Genomic DNA, 23,648 nt, shown 5'->3' with positions numbered 1-23,648 from the left:
GTGGACCGCGAAGCGAAAACTACAACGTTGTTATTCTACCAGCACTGAAAAGTCCTGTCGAGTTCAAAACACTACACCTTGTGGGCAGGTGTGTCTACCACCACTACATATAGTGGTCGGTTTTTTCTCCCCGCCACCTGTGGACAAGTCCGATTTCGGCTGTGGACGAGGTTGTGTATAGCTGTGTCAGCCCACGTAATAGGGCTAAGTTACATGGGTGTAGTTATCCACAGTTTGTGCAAAAAGTAATTTTTAGAAAAATGACAGCTTCGGCGTGTCGCCAGAATTTCGGGGAAGCTATAGAATTTTGACTATGGAAATCGAGAAAACTAACGTGGAATCTTTTCAGCTTGATCACACCAAAGTAAAGGCTCCGTTCGTGCGGGTGGCGCACCAAGAAACCTTGCCTGGTGGGGATGAGTTCATCAAGTACGATGTGCGGTTTTGCCAGCCCAACGTGGAGCATCTGGATATGCCGGTGGTGCACTCTTTGGAGCACAGCATGGCGGAACACATGCGTGACCACACGGACAAACTGCTCGATTTCTCGCCGATGGGATGCCAGACAGGCTTTTATGCGATGACTTTAGGCCTTCAGCCGGAGGAATTTATGTCTATATTGGAAGCATCCCTTGTTGACGTGGTTAACATGACTGTGGTGCCTGCGGCGAATGAAGTCCAATGTGGTTGGGGCCAGAGCCACAGCTTGGCAGGAGCGCAAGCTGCGGCGCAAAAGATGCTGGACCATAGAGAAGAGTGGGGTCGCATCTATTCCCACTAAAGCGGAATCCCCGTCTATGTCGGAAAACTGAGACTACTTGACTTCCTCAGGTTCGCGCAGCCCCAACAGGCACAGCGCCACCAGGAAACTCAGGCGAGCCACGTCCCCGGCTCGGGAGTAGTTTTCCGCAGCCGCTTCGGGCCCGCACAAATCACTGATACCCCGGATTGCCAGGAAGGGGACCTCGACCCCGTAAGCAACCTGGGCCAAAGCCGCTGACTCCATATCGACCGTGGTCGCCTCGGGATAGCGTTCCCGCAGTTGCAAAGCAGTTTCGGTGCCCACGAATTGGTCAGCAGAGAGAAACTCCCCGCTGCGGGTGCGTGACCCAGATAGCTGTTCGGGCAAGGCATGAAAACGACCCAACAGGTCTCCATCAGCCAAATAACGTTCGGGCATTCCCGGAATCTGACCCAGGGCATAACCAAATTCGCGAGCATCGGCGGTGGAAAATAGGCAAGACGACGCCGCGACTATGTCTCGGACTTGTGAATCCGCATCTAAACCACCGGCCGAACCGCAGCTGAAAATGTAGCGAGGGGAAACATAGGTCAGGGCTGTGGCCAGCGAACTGGCAGCGTTGACCAGACCGATCCCGGTGGTCAACAGGGCAATCGTGGCATCCTCAATCTGGAGCAGCTGCAAGCTGCCTTTCGCACCCAAACGCACCAGATTCCCCCCGCCCTTAGCCAGGTCCCACAGGGGTGCCGCTTCGTCCTCCATTGCGGCGGTAATGATGGCCAGAACCGGAATGCGAGCCGGGGGCAGGGGAAGATTCAGGTCGCGGTCGACTGACATATCGAGCCTTTCGTGTGACTGAGTAGCGAATGGGTCATTTCTAAGAAATCCCGAAACAAAATTGTAGAGCATATTGGGGCTGTCCTGCTGGTCTCGGTTTTTCCGGGCTTAACCCAGTGGCATAACTCAAGCGTAAAAATAAGGTCAACAGTGCCGATAACTGTATTGCTCGCAACAAAAATAAAGATTAAACACCCCAGCAGAAGGCCGCGGCGACGCCCTCGCTGCGTACACGCGGAATCGCCAGAAGATTTCCCCCTTAGCTTCATGGTAAAATCATGGCTCGTGCTGAAAAGCGCGACCAGGTAGAGTGTCCGAGCGGCCGAAGGTGCAGCACTCGAAATGCTGTGTGGGGCAACCCACCGTGGGTTCAAATCCCACCTCTACCGCAAATTTGGGAGGCTTTATGGCTAAACCTAGCGAGACGCCGGCAGTCCCGGTGAACGTGGAGGAGCTGACGAAAGACTGGCCGGCGCCTCTCGCCATAACTGCGGCTCAGGTGCGCCAAGCCCGGGCGAACTATCCCGGCTCCTTCTTTGTGGTACTCGACGACGACCCTACCGGCACCCAATCGGTCTGCGACTTACCGGTGCTGATGAACTGGGAAGAGACGGATTTTCTCTGGGCTCTCGGTACCGCCGCGCCAGCCGTTTACGTGGTGACCAATACCCGCTCTCTGGATCCGGATTCAGCTCGGCAGATTAACCAGGAAATCGTAGCCGCCGCGACTCGCGCCGGCGCGACACGGGGGCGGGAAGTTGCGTTTATTTCACGGTCTGATTCCACCCTGCGCGGGCATTTCCCGTTGGAACCCAACACGATTGGCGCCGAGTTAGAAAAGCGCGGCCAAACGGTTGATGGGGTCATTATCGTGCCGGCGTTCCCTGAGGCTGGACGCATCACCGTTGGTGGGGTTCACTATGCCGGCTCGCCGCGTCAAGGTTTCATTCCGGTAGGTCAATCCGAGTTCGCTAAGGACGCGACCTTTGGGTATGAACAATCGGATTTGGCGCAGTGGGTCGAGGAAAAATCTGCGGGCCAATACCGTGCTGAAACGGTCATCCGGATCAACTTACAGGATCTGCGTAACCGGGAAGCGGAGGAGGCGCTGCATAAGCTATTGTCCGCCTCAAACCGCCAACCGCTCATCTGTGATGCTGTCACCGAGGATGACCTGCGGCTCTTAGCTCTAGCGGTCATTCAGGCCGAAGCGCGGGGGAAACGATTTATCTATCGCACCGGTCCTGCTTTCGTGCGGGCTCGCCTGGGGCAAGACATTCCCCGTCCGCTACAGACCCCGGATATTGCTCCGACGCGGATTCCCGATTCCGATTCCGACAGGATCTCCGTTCCCGGCGGTCTCATCGTGGTGGGTTCCCACGTGGGTCTGACGACCCGGCAACTGGCTCGGTTAGAGTCACGCATTCCCCTGAAACAGGTGAAAATCGAGGTGGCAGCGGTTATCAGCCAGAATCAGCCCGGCGCATTTATTCAGCAGGTCGTAAGTGAAGTCTGTCGAGCCTTAGAGGGTGGTTCAGTGGTGGTTTACACCTCCCGCAACCTGGTAAAAGGCCGGGACCAGGCCGATTCGCTGCGCATTGCCCGCTTGGTTTCGCAGGCGGTGGTGCGCGTCGTGCAGGGAGTTGTCGCCACGGTCAAACCGCGGTTTGTGGTCGCGAAAGGGGGCATTACGTCCTCCGATGTGGCGGCGAAAGGCCTGGAGATGCATCGCGCCTGGGTGCGCGGCCCCATGCTGGAGGGGTTGGTGTCGCTTTGGAGTGCCCCAGACGGTCCAGGGGCAGGTATTCCTTACGTGATTTTTCCGGGCAATGTGGGGGACGAAGATTCCTTGCGACAGGTAGTCGAGAAACTCACGGTTTGACCCGGGTCGTGCTGTAGCCTACCTGCGCTCCCCAAAGAACTCTCTCAACAGGGCTTTTACCCGAGGTTCATCTACCCCGCCTTTGACCTCCACCTGATGGTTAAGCCGGCTATCGCGTACCACATCGCGTACCGACCCGCAGGCACCGGCTTTCGCATCCCAAGCGCCAAAAATAAGCCGCGAAATACGCGCGTTCACGATGGCTCCGGCACACATCGTGCAAGGCTCCAGCGTCACCACCAAGGTACACCCCTTGAGATTCCAACGTTCCAGCCGGCCCGCAGCTTCCCGTAGCGCCACAATTTCCGCATGAGCGCTGGGATCGTAAGGCGGACACTCGCGCTGGTTCAGCCCCAATCCCGCCACTATCCCCTCCGGGGTTAACACGACGGCGCCGACCGGGACATCTCCGCCCTGTCCCGCCTGCTGAGCTAGATGAAAAGCGGTATCCAACGCCCGCACTTCTGCCGGGGACAAACCGAAAGCCGCGCCCCCGCCTGGTGAATTCTCGGAGGAATCGCCGGAAAGATTGGGAACAGAGGGAATACCGGAGGAAACCATAGAGTAACTCTAACCGACCCGAGTGAACTTCACGCGAGGCGGGGTGCTTTCGCGGTAAGTTAAAATCATGCACTTATATGTTGCGGATCATCCGCTGATTAACCATAAATTGACCCTGTTGCGCGACAAAAACACGCCGTCGCCGATGTTTCGCCAGCTCGTGGACGAGTTGATGACCTTGCTGGCCTATGAATCAACCCGCAATGTTCGGGTAGAGACGATTGACGTAGAAACCCCTATCACCAAGACACAAGGCCAGGTTATGGCAGACCCGCGTCCTATCGTGATTCCGATTTTGCGGGCCGGTTTGGGGATGCTGGAAGGCATGACTCGCTTGTTGCCGACCGCGGAAGTCGGATTTTTGGGAATGAAACGCGACGAACAAACCCTCGCGATTGAAACCTACGCTAACCGGTTGCCCAGCGACCTGTCCGGGCGTCAGTGCTTTATCGTTGACCCGATGCTGGCAACCGGCGGGACCTTGGTGGCGGCTATCAACTACGTGTTGGAACGCGGTGCTCGGGATGTCACCTGTACGTGTATTCTGGCTGCTCCTGAGGGGATTAAGGCCGTGACTGATGCTGTGGGGGACCGGGCGGAAGTGACGGTTGTTGTGGCTGGGGTGGATGACCATCTGAACGAGGATGCCTACATTGTGCCCGGTTTGGGTGATGCCGGAGATCGTCTTTACGGGCTGGTCTGAACAGCGATTTCATTAAAACTATTGGCGGTCAAGGTTTTGCCTTGACCGCCAATAGTTTTAGTTCTCGAATCAGAACGCCGGGATGACCGACTGATCCGGCCAGGTGTCTTCAATGTATTTCTTGGTCACGTCAGAATGCAGCAACTCATCGAGCTTCTTAATGGCTTCGAGCTTGTCCTTTTCATCGGCGCGCCACACCAAGACGTTCACGGCAGGGTTACCTTCCGGGTCTTCCAAAGACAAAGCATCAGCTGGATTCAAGCCCCCACCTTGAGCATAGTTGCCGTTGATAACGGCAATATCCACGTCAGGCAGCAGGGATGGCTCTGTGGCTCCATCAACTTCGGTGAACTGGAAACCGTGCGGATTAGCGTCTGGATTAGCCTTAACGTTTACGACCGAGATGTCTTTCATGCCCTTCAACTGCAGCAAATCATTGTTCTCTAGCAGTTTGAGTTGGCGTGCCTGGTTCGACGGGTCGTTAATGATGGCAATCTTGGCACCATCTTTGAGCTCATCGAGACTCTTGATTTTACTGGAATAAATGCCCATCGGCTCCAGGTGAATACCCTTGCCGGCAGTGAATTTGTAACCGCGAGAGGCTGATTGTTCCTCGAGATAGGGTACGGTTTGGTAATAGTTGGCATCGATATCCCCAGACTTCAAAGCCTCGTTGGGCTGGATGTAATCAGAAAATTCCTGAACTTTAATGGTGATGCCAGCCTTTTCAGCGGCACCGGAATCCTGCAGGTACTGCAGAATCTTGGCGTGCGGGGTGGGAGAAGCGCCAACGGTCACAACATTTGCGTCACCGGTGCCGCCTCCACCGCAAGCAGTCAAAGAGATAGCCAGAGCGCCAGCGCCCAAAACTGCGGCGGCACGAGTCAAAAATTTGTTCATGATGTCCCTTTCCCTCGAGTTCATGTTAACAATGAAAGGATAGTAAAGATTCGAGAAAAAAAGAAAAAACCGGCAGAACAGACGGTGAAACCGGGTGCTGTACCAAACCGGGAAACCCCGTAAACGTGCGCGAAAGGGGAGTTGAACCCCTACCCCATCACTGGGACACGGACCTGAACCGTGCGCGTCTACCAATTCCGCCACTCGCGCGTGTGCGGTTGTTCACAAAAACAACGCCATAAAAAGATACCTAAACTATGTCAGTTCGGCAAATTTTAGGGTTTGTCGGGAGTGGTTGGCACGGCGAGGAGGACGCAGGGGGCCAATCATTTCTTGGGGAGTTGGCGAGGAAAAGTTGAACTCACTTGCGATTTATCTAGGTAGGTTGGCTCGCTGAGGAGCCAGCTCGCAGCCCTAAGCGGGAGCTTGTTTGAAAATACGGGGAAAGTTTAATTCTTCTTTACAGAATCATGCGCCCCCACCTGTTTCAACCTTGTACAATGGTGTCCAGGTATATGTATGTTCGAGGAGGATTACAGGTTTATGACTGGCGTGAATGTGCCCGGCAACGGTCAAGGGGGCAGACCTGCGCCTAAACCTGCAAATGCCAACCCGAACCTGGTTTCCTTGGGCGGTACCCCCTCTGGAGCGGTTCCACTTAATCAGGCAGCGGTTCCTTTGAACCCGGAAGCTGTTCCTCCCCAAAACTACGGTAGTGCGCCCCGCAACGGCAATTTGGTTTCCTTAGATGGGGAGACGGGAGGTGCGGTGCCTCTCAACGCAGCCGCGCCATACAACAACGGGTCGGTGCCTCTCCGTGGGGAATATAGCGGCATGGACGGCGTGATGGGAATGCCACCAGCTGCACCAATGGGAATGCCGGCGTACAACCCAAACAGCCAGTCCCCGAATCCGAATGCATATGCTGATTACAGCTATGGGGATCCCAACATAGCTCAGCCGCCTTTCGCCGGCGGTCAGATGCCTGTTTCCAATCCTGCAGGGTATCCAGATTATTCAGGATACCCTGCGCAAAACCCGCCGAGTGTCCCCCGTCAGCCGGGAACCCCACCCCAGCAGCCCGCCGGATATCCCCCGATGGGAGCGCCTGCTGCCCGGTACGAACCCCAGCCCATGGATCCTCGCCAGGTGGCACAACTCACGGAGGAACAGCATCCTGATTTGCAAGACATCCGCACACGGGTGCCCTTTAACATGCCGACTTTGGGGTCCGACCAGTCTGCCGTGGTCGGTCGTGCCTCCCGGCGCAAAAAGCGTGATGTCAGCCGGGGGGAAAACAAATCCGAAGGTATACGGGGGAGCCTCACCCTTCCCGGAGACCCGAACGCGGGCCCATCCCTAAAGGAACTGTTGGGTCAGCCCGTGTCAAATATGGCTGCGGCGACAATTCTGAGCCCCAAAGAAATCGAAGATTCTGACGGACTGCAGATGCGAGCCGTAGGTTTGGCTGTGGGTGAAGTCCCCGAGGTGGATGCCCGCTACGAAATTCCTTACATTGCTCGCGAACACCCGTCGTATTACACCGGCTACGAAATCAGCCTGATTATGGAGTCCATTCGCGATCCCGAACATGCCCGTCAGGTCCTGGCCCGTATCGTCGCGATTCCGCGCTGGATTCGCTGGGTCATTTCCTTGTTCGGCGGCGTGTGCGGGGCGGCTGTATCCGCTTTGAACGCCTTCCTTTCCTTGATTGCCTTTACCGTGTTGATGGCGATTGTGCTGCTCTTCACCTACGCTTTTGCCAGCCGTATCGGTTCGGGACGTTTCTATGATCCGACCGGGTACAAGGTCATTTGGTTGGGGTCTTTTATGCCCATTGGTTTGCTGTCTGCCATTATTGTGGCGCGCTCAATGGTGGGACAGCCCTGGCTAGCTATTATTGCTTTTGTCGTCACCACGACTTGCGGGATTTTGTGGACCACCTGGATTCAAAAGTTCCAGGTGCGCCGTCTGCTCTCCTCTGAGATTCCCGATGAGCCTATCGATGAATAACTAGTCGACTTGGATTAGGGATTCCCCTGCATCGAAAACGGGACGCTGTAGCTAACAGAGGCTAAAACGGGACGACTGTCACAGTCACTTTGGTGATTACCCAAGCCAGGAACCACACTGTGCCCCAGCCTATAGACAGGAAAGACAGGCCGAAAGTGGCTCGCAGCAGCCCGTCTCCGGGTTGGCGTTCGCAAGAGAGGGCGCTCGCCCGCAGCATCCCGCCCGCCAGCACCGCCACGACGATGGCAGCTATCGAAAAAAACATCGGCACCACGAAACTGACCAGAGTAATCACGAACAACGTAATGACGATGCCGGGGATTTTTTGTGTGGAGTCAGTGTACCCGGGGCGAGAAAAAACCTCTTGTGGATTGACCTTTTCCAGGCCGGGAAAATCCGAAACATAGGCATCGCTCACGTGTTTAGCCTAGCGCAACAGGCGTTTTTTTGCGCAACGGAGGCCGTATTAGGATGGGAGGGACAGATTCGGGAGTCTGCAAGGAAGGACGAAATATGTCAGAAACGAAAACCGGTAATTTCAAGTGGAAATTGCATGGGGACGGCAAGCACATTACTACCGGTGAGGTAGTACAGCCCAACGAGCGTCTAACTTGGCCGCGAACCATCGGTATCGGGGCCCAACATATTGTCGCTATGTTCGGCGCGACCTTCCTGGTTCCGTTGCTGACCGGATTTTCTCCCGCAACCACCCTGTTCTTTACGGGTGTGGGCACCATCCTGTTTATTCTCATCACTTCCGGACGCTTGCCTTCGTATTTGGGTTCATCTTTTGCGTTGATTGCGCCCATCGGTGCGGTCACCGGTTACGTTTCCGGGGGCGGAGCTCCCATCGACTCAGAAAAGATGGCTCTGGCACAAGGCGGGGTGATTTCCGCCGGCGCCTTGCTGCTGTTGGTCGGTGTGTTAGTTCACTTCGCGGGTGCGGCCTGGATTGACCGGATTATGCCACCGATTGTGACGGGGGCTATCGTTTCCCTGATTGGTTTCAACCTGGCTCCTTCGGCATGGAATAACGTCCAGCAGGCTCCCGTGACGGCCACCGTGACCATCGTGTCCGTCCTGCTGATTACCGTCCTGTTCAAGGGCATCATCGGACGTTTATCGATTCTCATCGGGGTGCTTATCGGCTATGCGACCGCGGTGATTCGCCACGAAGTGAACTTTGAAGCTATCAGCAAAGCCGACTGGGTGGGCCTACCGACTTTCCACGCTCCGGCGTTTAGCCCCGCCCTGTTGGGCTTGTTCCTTCCGGTAGTGTTGGTTCTCATCGCTGAAAACGTGGGACACGTAAAGTCCGTGTCCGCCATGACCGGTCAGAATCTCGATGACCTGACGGGTCGGGCTTTGATTGCGGACGGTTTGTCCACCATGATTGCCGGCAGCGGCGGCGGTTCCGGTACAACCACCTATGCCGAAAACATCGGCGTGATGGCCGCGACTCGGGTTTACTCCACCGTGGCTTACATCATTGCCGCTATCGGGGCTCTGGCCCTGTCCCTGCTGCCCAAGTTCGGTGAGATTATCGCCACCATTCCGCCGGGGGTTCTGGGTGGAGCCGCGACGATTCTGTACGGCATGATTGGGATGCTCGGAGTGCGTATCTGGGTCCAGAACCAGGTGGATTTCGCTGACCCGGTGAACCTGAATACGGCCGCGGTGGCGATGGTGATGGCTATCGCGAACTACACATTGGTCATCGGCGACGTGAAGTTCGAGGGTATCGCGATGGGTTCCTTCGGCGCCATCATCATGTACCACGTCATGCGGGCGATTTCTAACGTTCGTGGCACCAAACTGGAGCAGGCCTCCCCGGCTTCCGCCCCGGCCGGAACGGAATTGCATTCTGAAGCCTACGCTAAGCGTCACGCGGATCAAGAACTCCGAGCCACGCAAGGCCAAAAAGATGCCCAGAATTGAAGCAAAGGACCTGCTCGGCCAGGGTGATTCCCAGGAGATATGCGCCAAACGGAGACGACGCACCCTGGCTCGCCAAACCGTGATTTTCGGCTGGATTGTGCTAGCGATGGCTGCGGTATTGGTGGTTTCCCTGCCTTTTGCTATGGGTTTGGTTTCTCTGCCTTTCGGTAATTCTTTTGTTTTGTCCGAGGAGGCAAAGGCGAAAGTGCCGCCATGCGCTCCGAAGGGAAAGCCGGTTTCCTTACAGGGAGTGACGGTAAACATATTCAACGGTTCTTCCCAAAACGGTCTGGCCACGCAAACGGCACAGCGACTGAAAGGCTTTGGCGTCAAGGTGAAAGTGGTAGGGAATTCGCCCGATTCCTACGCCGGGGCGGCTCGCATTAACACCAGCAAGAAAAATGTGGCGAAAGCATTTTCGTTGGCGCGTGCCCTGCCGGAAGCAGACGTCAGGATTGATTTGAATCGTGGTGCAGAGATTAACGTCCTGTTGGGGGAACAGTTCCAGGGTGCGCTCGCTATGGATAACCTCAGTGACGGTGATTTGGGACCCTATCCGCCGGCACCGAAAAACTGTCAGGAAGTTGACTGAGTGCACCACGAGGCTGGCGATTTCCCTGTTGAATTCTCAAAAAAACCGTTGGAAAGCGACCAACCGGACTTATCGGTCAACGATTTTGGCTATGCTTGAAAATAGTTTTGTCGCCTGAGAATGTAAAGAGTGCAGGTAAAACTCGTGAAAGGGGAACGGCGTGGGGTTGTTTTCTAAGGGTAGACCCGATACCAGCGGTCCGGTTCGCCCCTACCTTAAAAGTTTTGCCGGGTGGGAAGCGCCTTCTACGTTTGCCACCGTTGAGGATTCGCTCGAGCTACAAGATGATTTTGCGGCGCTGTTTGCCGGACACAACGTGGACGATATTCATGGCGCGGAAATAGATGACTGGGCTTACTTGGTGCGTGACCGCAACAATCCTGATGATTACGCGGCGGTCTGCGTGTGGGTGCAAGGCCACTTCGTGGGCTATTTGGATCACGCTACCGCCGGCAAATATGTGGTGGAACTCAATGGTTTGGATGCCCAAGAACTCAATCTAGTAGTGCCTTGCCACCTGTGGGCGCAACGCACCAAATCTAGGTTGGCAAACCGCGTGACCTTGAGTTTACCCCCTGTCGGCGGGGTGGGTCCGGTCAATTTGTTCCCGAGAAAAGCCTTTACAATTTTGCCTCCTGGGGAAGAAATCCCTTTGGAGGATTACGATAATCACATTGCTCCTCTCCATCCCTATATTTCCACTGGCAAGACGGTGCCGGTGGCTCTGTGGATGCAGGAGGACGACGGTGGCTTGGGCGCCTATCTCGACAAGAAAACGTATATCGGACGAGTCCCCCTTCACGCGGCAGAGCTAATTGTGCCCCTGGTGCGGATCGCGGTGGCGCATAAACTCATCCCGGTTGCCCGCGGTATGCTAACCGGTTCTAACATTCGCAACGACCTGACCATTGTCACGGGGGACACCCGGACGGTCGGTTCTCACTGGAAACCCACCCACGACGGCGGAAAGTGAGTGCGTGAGGCGCGAGGCGGTGTAAAACCTCCCCGCCGTGCTTTTGAAACGGCCCTGACTAGGAAAAACATCCCCTGTTTGTCAGGGACAAACAGTTGTTTTTCTTTCAGAATCCTTTTAGGATTTATTCAAGGAACTGATGGAGTAGGCGTGGCAGACAACAGCCTCAGCACGAAAAACAGCCCCTGGAAGCTTGTGACAATCCAAACCAAGAAGGAGACTGAGTTGAAGAAGCTAACTCGTATCGCGGCGGCAGCTGGGGCAGCATTTCTAGGGTTGGGTCTGAGCGCCAATGCGGCTCTGGCTCTTCCGGCTCCTGCGGATCCCACTATTGACAATATTGGTGGCATTGAAGCCCCAAGTTCCCCGGGAGGAATCCCCGCCAATGGATATGGCCCTGATTACCACACGGCAATGGTGGGTTTGAGCCAGGCCGCTTTGCATCCGGGGATGACGCCTTTGGGCGCTAATGATTTCAACTGCCGGCCGGCCCCGGGCACGGAACCGGTCATCTTAATTCCGGGTACCAGCAATGATGCTTTCGGAGCCTGGTCCTACATGTCTCCACGCTTGAAACAGGCAGGTTACTGCGTATTTACGTTTAACTACAACCCTGCGACCTCAAAGAACGCTAAGGGCGAAACCGTCATCAGCGATTCAAAAGCCTTCAGCGGCGACATTAAGCAAAGCGCAGCGTTTATGGCCGGTTTTGTGGATCGAGTCTTGGCGGCTACCGGCGCCACAAAGGTTGACTTGGTGGGCCATTCCCAAGGCGGTGGAGCGCTGCCGCGGGCGTACATCAAGTGGTACGGCGGGGATCAGAAAGTCGACCAGCTCATTGGCCTGACCCCGAACAACCACGGCACGACCTTGGGAGGAATGCTGAACCTAGTTAACTGGCTGCGCCAGGAAATTCCGACCCTTGACGACAAAGTGTTCCACAGCTCCAACCAGACCGGTTTAATGCAGCAGCTGGTTGGTTCGGAGTTCTTTAACCAGCTCAACGATGGTATTGAAGTTTACCCGAACATCGACTACACCGTGATTACCACCAAGTTAGACACGGTCGTCACCCCCTACACCAGCGAATTCTTGGAAGGCAGCAACGTCAATAACGTGGTACTCCAAGACGTGTGCCCGGCGGATGCGCATCGACACCAAAACATGACCTATAGTGATGTGGCGCTGCAGCTTGTGCTGCAAGAACTGCAAGAGGATCGTTTGTCCTGGCAGATTCCGGTGCAATGCCACCGCTATCAGCCTTACTTGCAGGCTTCTGATTTGTAATCTGGGGAGACCGAATATTTTTTGCCAACTCCCTGTCGGAGCCTTAACCTAGGGTTCCGGCAGGGAGACTTTTTGAGTGATGAGGGAGTGAATAAATCCGTGGACAGCGTGGAAGCATCGGGACGCAACCAGAAGTCAGCTGAGGACAAGGGAAATAACTATCTCAGCGGTTACCTAGCGGCCTGGTTTAAAATCATCGCTACTGGGATGATTACCTTGGTTGCTTTTGAAGCAATCGCGGTAAACACAGCCATGCCTTTCATCGTGGACCGCCTGGACGGTAAAAATCTGTTCGCGCTGGCGGCCGGAATCTCCATGTCCACCCAGTTGATCACCACCGCCCTAGCCGGGGCTTGGGTCGATACTAAAGGCCCGAAACCGGTAATTTACACGGGCATAGTGGCTTTCACCGGGGGACTGCTGGTGGCGAGTTTCGCCCCCAACATTTGGTTTGTCGTGGTGGGACGCGCGATTCAGGGTCTGGGCGGCGGTCTGCTGATTGTGCCCCTCTATGTGATGGTGGGATCCTACGTCTTACCGCACAAGCAGCCGGCTTTTTTTGCGGTCTTTGCTATCGCCTGGGTGGTGCCTTCCCTGGTGGGCCCGCTGGTGGCGGGATTCCTGGTGGACTATGTGCATTGGCGTTTCGTTTTCGGAATTTGCCCAATCCTATTTCTGGTGTTTTTTCCGGTAGTGTGGCCAAAATTTCGCCAATTTCCTCCGCTGCATGACCCGGTGCCGTTCCGTCCCTCGCCACGCCTGCTTTGGGGTTCCATCTTTAGCGGCATCTTGATTGGCGCCCTGCAAGTCATCTCCGGGGTGGAACGTGAAACGGTCTCTCTGGTACTCATTATTGCTGCCTTAGTCCTGACCTTGGCACTGTTCTTTGCGGCTCGTCCTATCCTTCCTCCCGGTACTTTCCGGGCGGTGCGCGGCGTCCCCGCCACCGTGGCGATGCGCGGACTGTTGAACGGTACTTTCGTCACCGTAGATCTCTACCTGCCTCTCCTACTGAAAGAAATTCACGGTTGGGGTCCCACCATGGCCGGCCTGTCCATGACAGTTTCGTCAATGACCTGGGCTTTCAGCTCGTGGATTCAGGGCCGAATTGTGAATCCAGCGCACCGCCGTTGGTTGATTATCATCGGTCCCATCATCCAGATTACGGGCACCCTGGTGGTACTCCTGGCGGTCGTGCCCGGTTTCAGCCCCTGGTTTGTGCTGGTGGGATGGGCCATCGCTGGTTCGGGTCAAGGCCTCATCTTTCCGCTAGCCACTGTCCACGCCCTCTCCCTGACCCCGCCCCAACGCCACGGCGAAGTCTCCGCAGCTCTGAACGTGGCTGACACCCTCGCGGCTGCCGCGCTGGTGGCGTACGGCGGAATTACCTACGCCACGACCCTCTTTTTGGGACCCTGGGCATTCGCTGCCACGATTGGTTTGATGGTGGTGATGATGTTCGTCCAATTCTGGGTCGGTACCAGGATTTTCGAGTTTCCATCACGCAAGTGAGGCGCTAAAGTTGGTTGTAAGGTTAGGTTTTTGTTGATTGAAAGGGTTTGAAAATGGAAGCATTTTTGGCTTTTGTCGGGGGTCTTTTTGGGATGTCAATTATCGCCCTCATTATCCTAGTGTTGCTCATCGCGGGCGGGATGTTCTTCGTGGTGAAGCAACAGACCAACTACGTGATTGAGCGTTTCGGTAAGTTTCACAAGGTCGCTCTGCCCGGTCTGCGGGTAAAGATTCCGTTCGTGGATCAGATTGCGAAAAAGGTTCCGCTGCGTATCATGCAGCTGGATTCCGTAGTGGAAACCAAGACCAAGGACAACGTGTTCGTCACGATTCCGGTCTCGGTGCAGTACCAGGTTCAAAACGTGGTTGATTCCTACTATCGCCTGGCCAATCCAGAACGTCAGATTCAGTCCTACGTTTACGACCGGGTGCGTACCTCCCTGGCCAAACTGGACTTGGATGAGGCGTTCTCTTCGAAAGACCAAATCGCCCAAGATGTCGAAACGACTCTGGCCGCGGCCATGAACGCTTACGGTTTCGCCATCATCAACACCCTGGTGACAGATATCAACCCGGATCCGACGGTGCGCGCGTCAATGAACTCTATCAATGCCGCCCAGCGGGAACGCGAGGCAGCGGTTTCCCTAGCGGAAGCCGAAAAAATCAAGATTGTGAAACAGGCTGAGGCTGATGCGGAATACAAGCGCCTGCAAGGTGAAGGTATCGCCGCTCAGCGCAAGGCTATCGTGGACGGGCTGGTCAGCCAGTATGAGGCGCTGCGTGATGCCGGGATTGGTTCAGAAGCCCAAGAGATGCTGCTGTTGACCCAGTATTTCGATACGTTGCAGGAAGTCGCGAAAGCCTCTAACACTCAGACGCTAATGCTGCCGTCCAACCCCGGTGGGGTCAATAACGCGATGGAGGAGCTGCGCAACTCGCTGTTCACCGCCACTCGTGCCGCGGATCAACAGCAGACGGCCGCGGTACCGCCGCGTTCGCACACCCTACCCACAACCCCGGCGCAACAGTAACGCGCTTTACCCCGGTTGATAAGACCTAGAGCCATCCGAGTTCACGGGCTTCTCGAGCTGCGCCCGCCGAGGTGTCCGCGTGGGTTTTGCTGATCGCACTTGAGAGGTAGTTGCGTACCGTACCGGGTGAGAGATACACCCGGGCCGCGATTTCTTGGACTTTCAAGCCTTTTTCGGCGTTTTTCAGGACTTCAATCTCGCGTTCTGTCAGCGGGTTATCACCCTCGAAAAGGGATTCGGTGGCCAGTTTTTGGTCCACAGCCGTGCCTCCGGCGGCGATAGTTCGTATTGCGGCGGCGAGTTCTTCGGCGGGAGTTTCCTTGACCATAAAGCCTTTGGCGCCGGCGCTCAGAGCGCGTTTCAAGTAGCCGGGACGCCCAAAAGTCGTCAAAATCAGCGTCTTAGTGTCGGCGGTGGTCTCGGTGATGGCTTTGGTGGCGGCGATTCCGTCAAGGTCGGGCATTTCGATGTCTACCACCGCAACCTGGGGGTGGTGGGTTTGGACAGCATCGAGGAGTTCGAGACCATTGCTGGCCTGGGCGACAACCTCAATATCGCCTTCGAGTTCCAGCAGTGCCGCAATTGCTCCGCGCACCAGCGCTTGATCATCGGCCAGTACTACGCTAATCACAGCTTTACCTCCACTACGGTGCCGGTCTCAAGGGCGTTTTGCCGTTCGTTAGCGGCGCTCTCGGTGCTCGCGACCCCGCGTTTCCCGACAATACTGAGGGTTCCCCCGACCTGCTCCACGCGAGCCTTGAGACCCTCCAGACCGTGTCCGGCGGCCTCTGGTGAAATCCCCACCCCATTATCGGTGATAGTCAGGCTGCTCCGGTCTAACTTGATAGTGGCTCGGCGAGCCGCCGCGTGACGGATGATATTGGTGGTTGCCTCCCTAATCACCCAAGCGAAAACTGCTTGGTTCACAGCGGGGATGGAGTCGAGGTCTTTCCAGGCGTTGCCTTCCCGCTGCAAGTCGATACCGGCACTCTCTAGTGCCTGAGACGCGGCGGTGATTTCTTCGAACAAACTTTGTACTTTGAGCCCCGCCACAGTTTGCCTAACCTCCTCGATTGATTCCCGCGCCAAGTGGGTAATCTCGCGCAGTTCCGCCTGGGCACGCCCGGGGTCACGTTCCAGCAGTTTTCCGGCTAGTTCGGACTTGAGGGCAATGACCGTAAGGGTGTGACCCAGGACATCGTGTACGTCACGAGCCACGCGTTCGCGTTCTTCCAAAATAGCTTGCGTGCCGACCTGGCGCTGGCTTTCGATACTGGAACCGATAAAGAAAGTCGTTCCCGCCACGAACATAAACACCGCTGAGGTGGTGATGGCGAAGCCAAAGTATTCTTGACCATTCGGTACAAAACTGGGAATGAGGAAAGAGGCTAAAACCGTCAGGGCCCCGGCAATGTAGCCAGCCGCTTGTGGCAGTGTGAAAGGCGCGGCAGCGGCGATGAACGGCAGGAAAGCCAGGGATGCCAGCGGTCCCAACACCGCCATCTGCAGCAACGTAATCGTCACGATTACTGCAAAGGCTACGGCGTCGCTTTTGCGTAGGCGGTGCCGACCGTCGAAGTAGCGGAAGTTACGTTCTCCCATGATTGGTTTACGCCACGCGAGGATAAAGGCGGTGACGTAAGCCAGTGCGAATGTGGCGGTCAATATCAGAGACGCAACCCTCGATCCCAGGGGTAAGGTCAGTGCCTGACTAATTGGAAAGTACAGGAACCCCAGCCATACGAGGCTCATGAAGGTGCCCACGATCATGTCGGGCTTGGAGGGCGAACTGGCGAGATCGCGGCTTTCTGCCGTGAGGTCGTGGAAAGATTTCGGGTTCATGCGTGCCTCCGTGAACGTTGATAGCCCCACAGTGCCAGGAGAGCAAAAATCAAGATCCACACTACAAAGTTCACGATGCCAATTCCTAGGTTCTCGGTGTACGGCTTTCCGTCCATCGTAATCTGATTTCCGTTAGTGGCGGCGTATCTGGCGAGGATTCCGTAACCGTAGCCCGGCATGAATTTCGCGAAATCCAGCAGCCAACCGCCCAGGGGCATAAACAGATTCGCGCCGAAACCAAATAGGGTGGTCAGACCCGAGGCGATAGAGACGGCCGTATCAGAATGCAGCAGCAGCCCGAAAGCCAGACCGTAGAGGGTGAAAGTGAGCGACCCACCCAGAATCACCAAGACAGAGATAACCCAGGCAGAGGGCTCAGCCTTGGCTTGAGTCAGGCCACCCAGCAAGAAGATGACCGTTACCGGCAAAGCTGCCAGCAGCGCTCCCAAGGCGATTTTTGTGCCCAGGTACCTCCCGTTACTCAGGGGAGTCAACGCGATTTGCCGTCCCCAGCCTTGGATCTTTTCCACGGAGGTGCCAGCGGCAAAACTGGCGGTGGAGATAATGGCTCCGTAGGCGGCGATATTGACCATAATGACCCAGGCCCAATTGGCAGTCGTGTCGGCGACCATTTCCTTGGCATAGGTCGCGGCGACTCCAAAAATCAGGTAAATCACTACCGGAAGTCCGATGACGAACATGGGTACTTCGGGCGAGCGCAGAATTCGCTTTAAATCCAGAGCAAATATTTTCGTGTTCATGATGAGGTTTCCTTAGTTGCTGGTCAGGGTAAAGAAAGTGTCCTCCATAGAGGGAGGGACGATTTCCAAGTGGCTCACACCGGGTTGAGAAAGAATGAAACGTGCGAAATCATCCGATTTCTGTACCGAAAGGTACATTTTGTCGTCTTTGATTTTCACAGATTCTTGGGGCCAGTGTTCCTGTATCTGAGCGGCAAGCGCGTTGAGGTGCGAGGGGTCAACCTGGAAAGACACGTTGCGCGTTCGCTGGGCAGTAATTTCTGCCGGGCTGGCGTCCGCGATGATTGTTCCGTGATTCATCACCACGATGCGGTCGGCATAATCCGAGGCCTCTTGGAGGTAGTGGGTGGCAAAGACAATGGTTTTGCCGTTTTGTGCCTGACGGTGCATCACTTCCCAAAAGTCGTGGCGCGCGTTGGCGTCCATCCCCGCGGTCGGTTCGTCGAGTATCAATAGATCCGGGTTAGGCAACAGAGCCAGTGCAAATTTAATCCGCTGTTGTTCCCCGCCGGAGCATTTCCCGATTTTACGTTTGCGAATTGGTTCCAGGTTTGCTGCGCGTATCACCCGCTCGCGGTTTTCCGGGGTATCAACGTCTCGGCCGTAAGCTGCGGCAATCCAGCGGACGACTTCGGAGACATACATGTCTTTGAGTAGGCCACCCGTTTGCAGGACTGCGGCAATCTGGCCACGGGAAATCGCGGTTTTCGGGCTTTCTCCCAAAACCTGCACTTCCCCGGAGGTCGGTACACTCAGCCCCAGAACCATATCCAGGGTGGTGGTTTTCCCCGCGCCGTTCGGCCCCAGCAGAGCCATAACTGTACCAGTCGGTACATTAAGTTCGATACCGTCCACCGCGTGAACTTTCCCGAAGTGCTTATGCAGATTAGTGAGCTGCAGGGCAGCCGTAGTAGTTGTGTTCATGTATCTAAGTCTTGCTCCCCGGCGTTTGAGCCGGTAGTGTGCGCAATCACTAAAATTTGATGACATCTGTCATGTTTTCCGGGCTTCGCGAGAGCCAGATTAGAATGACTCCATGACCAAGATGTGCGAAAACCACGACGATTCGGCGAAAAATGGCGCTGTGTCAGCTGATTCGCGCTGCCTGGTGGTGGTCGGAGGGGTGCAAGGACTGCGTGCGCTGTGCGCTGACGACTGGGATTTTTCGGTCTACGAGTTGGTAATTTGTGGCGATTCGGGGCAAGACGTGGCGCGTGTTTTGGGGATTGTCCCCGACGTCTACATCGGCGACTTCGATTCTTCGCCCCGTCCGTCAGGTCAGGCCGAGTTCGCGGACGGGCGTACCCGCTCCCCGGAAGTCTTAGCGGCAGTACCCGTCACCCCCCCTAGTGATGCGGTTCCCGGCGATGGTGTGGAAGTGATAATTCTGCCCGTTGCCAAGGAAGTCACAGATTCTGAAGCGGCGGTCGATTTGGCGTATTCTCGCGGCTACCGGCACATAGATGTCATTGGCGGTTTGGGGGGACGCTTGGATCATACCTTGGGAAACCTCGGTATTTTGGCGAAATTCGCCCACACTCCCGCACGGCTGCGCTGGATAGACGGCTACAACATGGTGTCCCTGGTGGGTCCGGGAACCCATACGGTGCCCCGCAACGACTACCAATATTTCGGATTGATTCCTTTTGACGGTGACGTCTGCGGGCTGACTATCACCGGAACTCGCTATGACGTCAGCGATTTTGTCTTGCTGCAGGGCTCCACCCGCGGGGTTTCCAACGAAATCATCGGTTCGGCCGCCACCGTCAGCTTTACCGCCGGTCGCCTTTTGATGGTTTCCTCACGTGACCTCGACATTTCCCTTCAATAGGTTCCCCGGGCGGTTTTGATGGGTAAGGTCACGTCAGAGGTTCCCACGTTCCGGGAGATTTACGAAACGTTGGAACGCTCGGTGCAGGATGCCGGAAAATGGTGGCCTGCCGAGACTAAGTTCGAAATCCTGGTGGGCGCGGTCTTGACCCAAAACACGACCTGGACCAGCGTCGAAAAATCCCTCGAAAACCTGCGGGTTCACGACCTGCTTGACCCCGGGAACCTATTGAAGTCCCCTCAAGAAACCCTTGAATCACTGATCAAACCCAGCGGGTTTATGCGTGCCAAAGCTGGATACCTAAAGAACTTGACCGAATGGTACAAAGAAAACGATGCGACCGCGGACGCAATCGACACGCAAACCCTGCGGGCAAGCCTATTGAACGTAAAAGGAATTGGTCAGGAAACCGCCGATGACATCCTTTTATATGCTTACCTGCGTCCCGTTTTTATTTACGACACCTATGGTCGCCGGCTTTTAGAGGCCGCCGGTTTGGGGTCGTTTAAGACCTACGACGCGGCTCGAAACGCACTGGACGAGCGGGTGTATGAGCAAGGTTTTACAACCGAGGAATTGGCGCGGTTTCACGGCTTGATTGTCCAAGCCGGCAAGGATGCCAGGCGCGCTGGCGGCTGGGAAGGTATCCTGAAGGCGTGATTAAAGGTGCGATTTTTGATTGCGACGGGACGCTGCTGGACACGATGCCGCTGTGGCGCGATGCGGCCGGTCGATACCTCGAGACGCTGGGCGTGCATGTCGACGAGTGTTTAGGGGCGCGTTTTTTTGAGATGACCCTGCCCGAATCTGCCCAGTTGATACGTGAGGATTTCGGCTTGAAAAAGACGGTTTCCGAGATTACGCACGGTATTAAGGACGCCGTCTACCTTGGCTACCTTGAGGAAGTGCAATTGAAGCCCGGAGCCAGGGATTTCTTGAACGCTTTGGTGGAAGCGGACGTGCCGATGGCGGTCGTGAGTTCGGGATCCGAGGCGCTGATTCGCCCGGCATTTGCGCGGCTTGGTATCGAGGACATGTTTGCGGGGTATTTTGCTTCCACCGAGACGGGGCTGCATAAGCGTCAGCCTGCGATGTTCCACCACGCAGCCGAGTTGATGGAGTCTGCGCCGGGGGACACGTGGGTGTTCGAGGATGCGGTGTACGCGGTGCGGGTTGCGAACGAAGCGGGATTCCACACGATTGGCATCGCTGACGAAGCTAGCCGGGCTCATTCCGATGTTCTGAGCGCGGAAACCGAGGCTTACTGGGAAGAATACCCCACTGGTATTCCCGACTTCATGCTCGATTAATGAGTTTTTTGTCCCGGCTTAAAAACTCATTTTGACTAATAGGGCAGAAAGGAACCCGATGCGTTCAGGCAGTTTCACGACCAATCTTGGGGTCATTCGCTATTGGGTGACCGATGCGCCGTTGGCTGGCAAGCCCTGGCTGGTGTTGCTGCCGGGCTTGACTGCTGATCACCGGCTGTTCGCGAGACAGATTAAATATTTTACCGGTCGGTACAATCTGTTTGTGTGGGATGCGCCCGCGCATTACCGCTCGCGGCCCTTCGAACTGGCATTCGACCTTGACGATATGGCTCGCTGGCTGGGCGAAATCCTTGACGTGGAGGGTATCGAGCGGCCCGTCTTGGTGGGTCAATCCTTGGGCGGATATATCTCGCAGGCCTTCATGGATTTGTTTCCAGGTCGGGCGGAGGGCTTCGTCTCGATTGACAGTGCTCCCCTGCAAAAGCGGTTCTATTCGGATTGGGAGCTGGCCGCCTTGAAGCGCATGGACGCAATAACCCGCTACATCCCCTGGAGTGTGTTAAAGCCTTGGGGTGCCTGGGGGACCGCCACCACCAAGTATGGGCGCCACCTGGTCTATCGCTTCTTGGAAACCTATGGAGAGGCGGAATACCGGCGGCTGATGGTCTTTGGCTATGGGATGTTGGCTCGCGCCGTGGAAAAGGACCGCGCGTACCGAATCGACTGCCCGACCCTATTGATTTGCGGAAAGAGCGATCACGCGGGCGACGTAAAGACCTACAACCGTAAGTGGTCGAGGGCGATTGGATGCCCGGTGCATTGGATCAGGGGGGCCGGGCACAACTCGAACACCGACCGACCCGGGGAAATCAATAGTCTCATCGAGGGCTTTGTGGGTTCCCTTCAATAGGTTCCTCTGGTTGCGTCAGCAAAACATCAAACAGAAAAAGAGCCATCTCGTAACAGTGCGAAGCCGATTAAGAAACGGCACGGTGTGCCGTTTTCGGCGCAGCACCTCAGAAATCAAACGACTCCCGTCGCCCTCGATTTTTGCACTAACAGCATGTGTGACATACTGAGAGAGCGTTTTTGCGCCTTGCGGGCGTAGTTCATCGGTAGAACGACAGCTTCCCAAGCTGTAAAGGCGGGTTCGATTCCCGTCGCCCGCTCCATTGACTAAAAAGCCGGGCTAAAGCCCGGCTTTTTAGTCAATCTTGGGGGTCGCGACGGGAATCGAACAAGTTCGCTCAGCGGCAGCGACGCAGTCGCATACGCCGCTGAGTAAAATGGTGGAGGCGTTAAAAAACGGCACTGGTGTGCCGTTTTAGCCGGAACGCCTTAAAAATCCTCCGTCGCCCGCTTCGCGAAATAAGCCAAATAGTTCACCAACCCCGACCTTTTGCTGCAATACTAGGGAATATCTAAAATATAGACCCGCAAAATGTCACTTAAGCCCAAATTGTTTGCTTAAGCCATATCTATGCCGAGGGCGAGCTGGATGTGGAGGCAACTTGTCGGGATTCCCGGCAAGTTCGTCGTGAGGGCATGAACTCGGTCGCATTGTCTTCTTCGCGTATCTACACCCAGATAGTCTCGGTTCGGGGGTACCTAGAAAATCTCTCCCTCCTGGACCATACGTGAAAGTGTGCCCCCTCAACTGTCTAGAGGGGGCACACCGTTCGTTAGGAAAACATGCGCAGCAAGTAACGAGTGACTAGTTCACATTCGTGACCGCCAGCGATGTTGGCTGACCCGCTACTTCCGCAGTGGCAGTCTCGGTCATAGTAGAGAGGTCAATCATGTGCACTTTTCCAGCGAGAGGGTCAGAGACCCACACGGTGTTAGCGTCGTCGTAGTTGCCAGCATCAACTCCGGGGGCAATGCCGCTGTGACCACTGGGCTTTTTCCATTCACCGGTCACCTGCATGGTGTGTTCAAGGGTGCCGTCCTCATCAAAAACATAGAGCTTGCCGTTGGTTCCGAGTGTAATCACATGACCGTCAGGTGTGATGGCGAGATTCGAGATATTCACGCCCTCGTCCACTCCGACAGTCTTGGTGGTATTGTCACCAACGAAGACGAGCTTATCGCCAGCCTTACCGACCAATGTCGAAAAGTCCGCATTAGCTACGAAAGTACCCACGCGATCCTCGCCAAGGTCAGGAGTAGGAATGTTGACACCTTTGCCGTTCTTGATAACAAGTACAGAGTCAGCGCAGCCGAAGGCGGCGTTGGTGCCGTGAGCAACTTCGCCGTGCATGCGCATACAGGTGAAGGTTTTCTCCACCTCAGTCTCCCCGTGGCGCAGTTCAATAGTGTCGGGCAATGCGGTGCCTTCCTGTGCTGTGGCGCTCACGAGATAGTGACCTTCAGGCATGGGAACCACTACGCCGTGATGCGGCAAGTTGGCTTTGACACGAGTGAGACCATCAAGCTGACCTGTCTCTAAATTCTCGGTGGTGAACAGGGAAGCCGCGCCATCATCATCAGCGAAAATACCGGTCGCCCCCGCTTGCGGATTCGGCACCACGTGAACAGGTTTATTACCTTTAACAACCTCTTTCAGCAGTGCTGGCTTTCCAGTATAGAAATGGAAATGATCGCCGTGTTCCTGCTTCCACGCACCCGCATCGATGATGGACGATTCGTTATCGTGTTGACGGTTAGCCACTACGTGACGACCGTCATGTGCCGTTGTCAACGACGGGCGTGAGGTGAGTTCAAAATCCGTAACTTTCTCAAGGTTCTCATCAAAGATACTTACCCCGTTCTCAGTTGCCACGATAACGCGGGGCATTGCTTTCGAGGTTTCTGTACCTGTGGAACTCACGCCGTGGTCGTCGTGTTTTTGACCTTTATGGTCGTAATCGCCGGATTGGGTTCCGCAGCCAGTCAGGGCCACAGTCATTACTGACGCAATTGCAACAATCTTCATTAGTTTCATAAGGGCTACTATAAATGAAAACGATAAT

The 23,648-nt window shown here is 55.7% G+C and carries 23 protein-coding genes and 3 tRNA genes; 16 read left to right on the top strand and 10 right to left on the bottom strand.

Annotated features, from left to right (window positions below):
• Positions 1-313 precede the first annotated feature (313 nt).
• Positions 314-781, top strand: coding sequence for an S-ribosylhomocysteine lyase (locus SPI05_RS08755; RefSeq protein WP_321077753.1), 468 nt, complete (start codon positions 314-316; stop codon positions 779-781).
• A 33-nt stretch (positions 782-814) separates the two neighbouring features.
• On the opposite strand, the gene mtnN is transcribed toward SPI05_RS08755, so the two are convergent.
• Positions 815-1,579 carry a 5'-methylthioadenosine/S-adenosylhomocysteine nucleosidase gene (mtnN, locus tag SPI05_RS08750; RefSeq protein ID WP_321077725.1) on the bottom strand — a complete coding sequence of 255 codons (765 nt, stop codon included), beginning with the start codon at positions 1,577-1,579 and terminating at the stop codon, positions 815-817.
• Between the two features lie 304 nt (positions 1,580-1,883).
• Here mtnN and SPI05_RS08745 point away from each other — a divergent pair.
• Positions 1,884-1,968: transfer RNA gene (locus tag SPI05_RS08745), tRNA-Ser, on the top strand.
• Between the two features lie 17 nt (positions 1,969-1,985).
• Positions 1,986-3,461: a four-carbon acid sugar kinase family protein gene (locus SPI05_RS08740; protein ID WP_321077724.1), complete on the top strand. Its 1,476-nt coding sequence runs from the start codon at positions 1,986-1,988 to the stop codon at positions 3,459-3,461.
• Positions 3,462-3,479: 18 nt separating this feature from the next.
• Here SPI05_RS08740 and SPI05_RS08735 read toward each other — a convergent pair whose 3' ends face one another.
• Positions 3,480-4,022, bottom strand: coding sequence for a nucleoside deaminase (locus SPI05_RS08735; RefSeq protein ID WP_295026299.1), 543 nt, complete (start codon positions 4,020-4,022; stop codon positions 3,480-3,482).
• 67 nt (positions 4,023-4,089) lie between these two features.
• On the opposite strand from SPI05_RS08735, the gene upp reads away from it, so the two are divergent.
• On the top strand, positions 4,090-4,725 hold the full coding sequence (gene upp, locus SPI05_RS08730) for a uracil phosphoribosyltransferase (protein WP_282922350.1): 636 nt from the start codon (positions 4,090-4,092) through the stop codon (positions 4,723-4,725).
• 69 nt (positions 4,726-4,794) lie between these two features.
• Here upp and SPI05_RS08725 read toward each other — a convergent pair whose 3' ends face one another.
• Both SPI05_RS08725 and SPI05_RS08720 read right to left on the bottom strand, forming a co-directional pair.
• Complete coding sequence (locus tag SPI05_RS08725; RefSeq protein WP_321077723.1) at positions 4,795-5,625, bottom strand: MetQ/NlpA family ABC transporter substrate-binding protein; 831 nt, start codon at positions 5,623-5,625, stop codon at positions 4,795-4,797.
• A gap of 126 nt (positions 5,626-5,751) precedes the next feature.
• A tRNA-Leu gene (locus tag SPI05_RS08720) sits at positions 5,752-5,835 on the bottom strand.
• A 333-nt stretch (positions 5,836-6,168) separates the two neighbouring features.
• Between SPI05_RS08720 and SPI05_RS08715 the strand changes: the two genes are divergently transcribed.
• Entirely contained in the window at positions 6,169-7,638 is a 1,470-nt protein-coding gene (locus tag SPI05_RS08715) for a hypothetical protein (protein ID WP_321077722.1), read from the top strand.
• A gap of 61 nt (positions 7,639-7,699) precedes the next feature.
• On the opposite strand, the gene SPI05_RS08710 is transcribed toward SPI05_RS08715, so the two are convergent.
• Complete coding sequence (locus tag SPI05_RS08710) at positions 7,700-8,056, bottom strand: hypothetical protein (RefSeq protein ID WP_321077721.1); 357 nt, start codon at positions 8,054-8,056, stop codon at positions 7,700-7,702.
• Between the two features lie 95 nt (positions 8,057-8,151).
• Between SPI05_RS08710 and SPI05_RS08705 the strand changes: the two genes are divergently transcribed.
• The 6 genes from SPI05_RS08705 (at position 8,152) to SPI05_RS08680 (ending at position 14,971) form a co-directional block, all read left to right on the top strand.
• Positions 8,152-9,576, top strand: a complete 1,425-nt coding sequence (locus tag SPI05_RS08705) for a uracil-xanthine permease family protein (protein ID WP_321077720.1) — start codon at positions 8,152-8,154, stop codon at positions 9,574-9,576.
• On the top strand, positions 9,563-10,168 hold the full coding sequence (locus SPI05_RS08700; protein WP_321077719.1) for a LytR C-terminal domain-containing protein: 606 nt from the start codon (positions 9,563-9,565) through the stop codon (positions 10,166-10,168). Before SPI05_RS08705 ends, SPI05_RS08700 begins: the two co-directional genes overlap by 14 nt.
• A 160-nt stretch (positions 10,169-10,328) precedes the next feature.
• A complete protein-coding gene (locus SPI05_RS08695) occupies positions 10,329-11,141 on the top strand; it encodes a hypothetical protein (RefSeq protein ID WP_321077718.1) in 813 nt (270 codons plus the stop codon).
• A 225-nt stretch (positions 11,142-11,366) separates the two neighbouring features.
• Positions 11,367-12,428 (top strand): esterase/lipase family protein, encoded by a 1,062-nt coding sequence (locus SPI05_RS08690; protein WP_321077717.1) that lies wholly within the window; start codon positions 11,367-11,369, stop codon positions 12,426-12,428.
• Positions 12,429-12,500: 72 nt separating this feature from the next.
• On the top strand, positions 12,501-13,940 hold the full coding sequence (locus SPI05_RS08685) for an MFS transporter (RefSeq protein ID WP_321077716.1): 1,440 nt from the start codon (positions 12,501-12,503) through the stop codon (positions 13,938-13,940).
• Between the two features lie 53 nt (positions 13,941-13,993).
• Positions 13,994-14,971, top strand: coding sequence for an SPFH domain-containing protein (locus tag SPI05_RS08680; RefSeq protein ID WP_321077715.1), 978 nt, complete (start codon positions 13,994-13,996; stop codon positions 14,969-14,971).
• Positions 14,972-14,996: 25 nt separating this feature from the next.
• Here SPI05_RS08680 and SPI05_RS08675 read toward each other — a convergent pair whose 3' ends face one another.
• The 4 genes from SPI05_RS08675 to SPI05_RS08660 are packed head-to-tail and all read right to left on the bottom strand — an operon-like array spanning position 14,997 to position 18,498.
• A complete protein-coding gene (locus SPI05_RS08675; RefSeq protein WP_321077714.1) occupies positions 14,997-15,602 on the bottom strand; it encodes a response regulator transcription factor in 606 nt (201 codons plus the stop codon).
• Positions 15,599-16,813, bottom strand: a complete 1,215-nt coding sequence (locus tag SPI05_RS08670; RefSeq protein ID WP_321077713.1) for a sensor histidine kinase — start codon at positions 16,811-16,813, stop codon at positions 15,599-15,601. Before SPI05_RS08670 ends, SPI05_RS08675 begins: the two co-directional genes overlap by 4 nt.
• On the bottom strand, positions 16,810-17,574 hold the full coding sequence (locus tag SPI05_RS08665) for an ABC transporter permease (RefSeq protein ID WP_321077712.1): 765 nt from the start codon (positions 17,572-17,574) through the stop codon (positions 16,810-16,812). Before SPI05_RS08665 ends, SPI05_RS08670 begins: the two co-directional genes overlap by 4 nt.
• A gap of 12 nt (positions 17,575-17,586) precedes the next feature.
• Entirely contained in the window at positions 17,587-18,498 is a 912-nt protein-coding gene (locus tag SPI05_RS08660; RefSeq protein ID WP_321077711.1) for an ABC transporter ATP-binding protein, read from the bottom strand.
• 112 nt (positions 18,499-18,610) lie between these two features.
• On the opposite strand from SPI05_RS08660, the gene SPI05_RS08655 reads away from it, so the two are divergent.
• The 5 genes from SPI05_RS08655 (at position 18,611) to SPI05_RS08635 (ending at position 21,848) form a co-directional block, all read left to right on the top strand.
• On the top strand, positions 18,611-19,405 hold the full coding sequence (locus SPI05_RS08655; protein WP_321077710.1) for a thiamine diphosphokinase: 795 nt from the start codon (positions 18,611-18,613) through the stop codon (positions 19,403-19,405).
• 18 nt (positions 19,406-19,423) lie between these two features.
• Positions 19,424-20,065 (top strand): deoxyribonuclease, encoded by a 642-nt coding sequence (locus SPI05_RS08650; RefSeq protein WP_321077709.1) that lies wholly within the window; start codon positions 19,424-19,426, stop codon positions 20,063-20,065.
• Positions 20,062-20,715 carry an HAD family phosphatase gene (locus SPI05_RS08645; RefSeq protein ID WP_321077708.1) on the top strand — a complete coding sequence of 218 codons (654 nt, stop codon included), beginning with the start codon at positions 20,062-20,064 and terminating at the stop codon, positions 20,713-20,715. Before SPI05_RS08650 ends, SPI05_RS08645 begins: the two co-directional genes overlap by 4 nt.
• Before the next feature lie 58 nt (positions 20,716-20,773).
• Positions 20,774-21,586, top strand: a complete 813-nt coding sequence (locus SPI05_RS08640; protein WP_321077707.1) for an alpha/beta hydrolase — start codon at positions 20,774-20,776, stop codon at positions 21,584-21,586.
• Positions 21,587-21,774: 188 nt separating this feature from the next.
• Positions 21,775-21,848 (top strand) — tRNA-Gly (locus SPI05_RS08635).
• Between the two features lie 542 nt (positions 21,849-22,390).
• On the opposite strand, the gene SPI05_RS08630 is transcribed toward SPI05_RS08635, so the two are convergent.
• Entirely contained in the window at positions 22,391-23,611 is a 1,221-nt protein-coding gene (locus tag SPI05_RS08630) for a hypothetical protein (RefSeq protein WP_321077706.1), read from the bottom strand.
• Between the last annotated feature and the right edge of the window lie 37 nt (positions 23,612-23,648).

Origin of the sequence: Mobiluncus sp., assembly GCF_034180645.1 — a bacterium.
Classification (GTDB): Bacteria; Actinomycetota; Actinomycetes; order Actinomycetales; family Actinomycetaceae; genus Mobiluncus.
The sequence above is the reverse complement of the archived record's forward strand: the minus strand, read 5'-3'. Positions and strand labels throughout refer to the sequence as shown.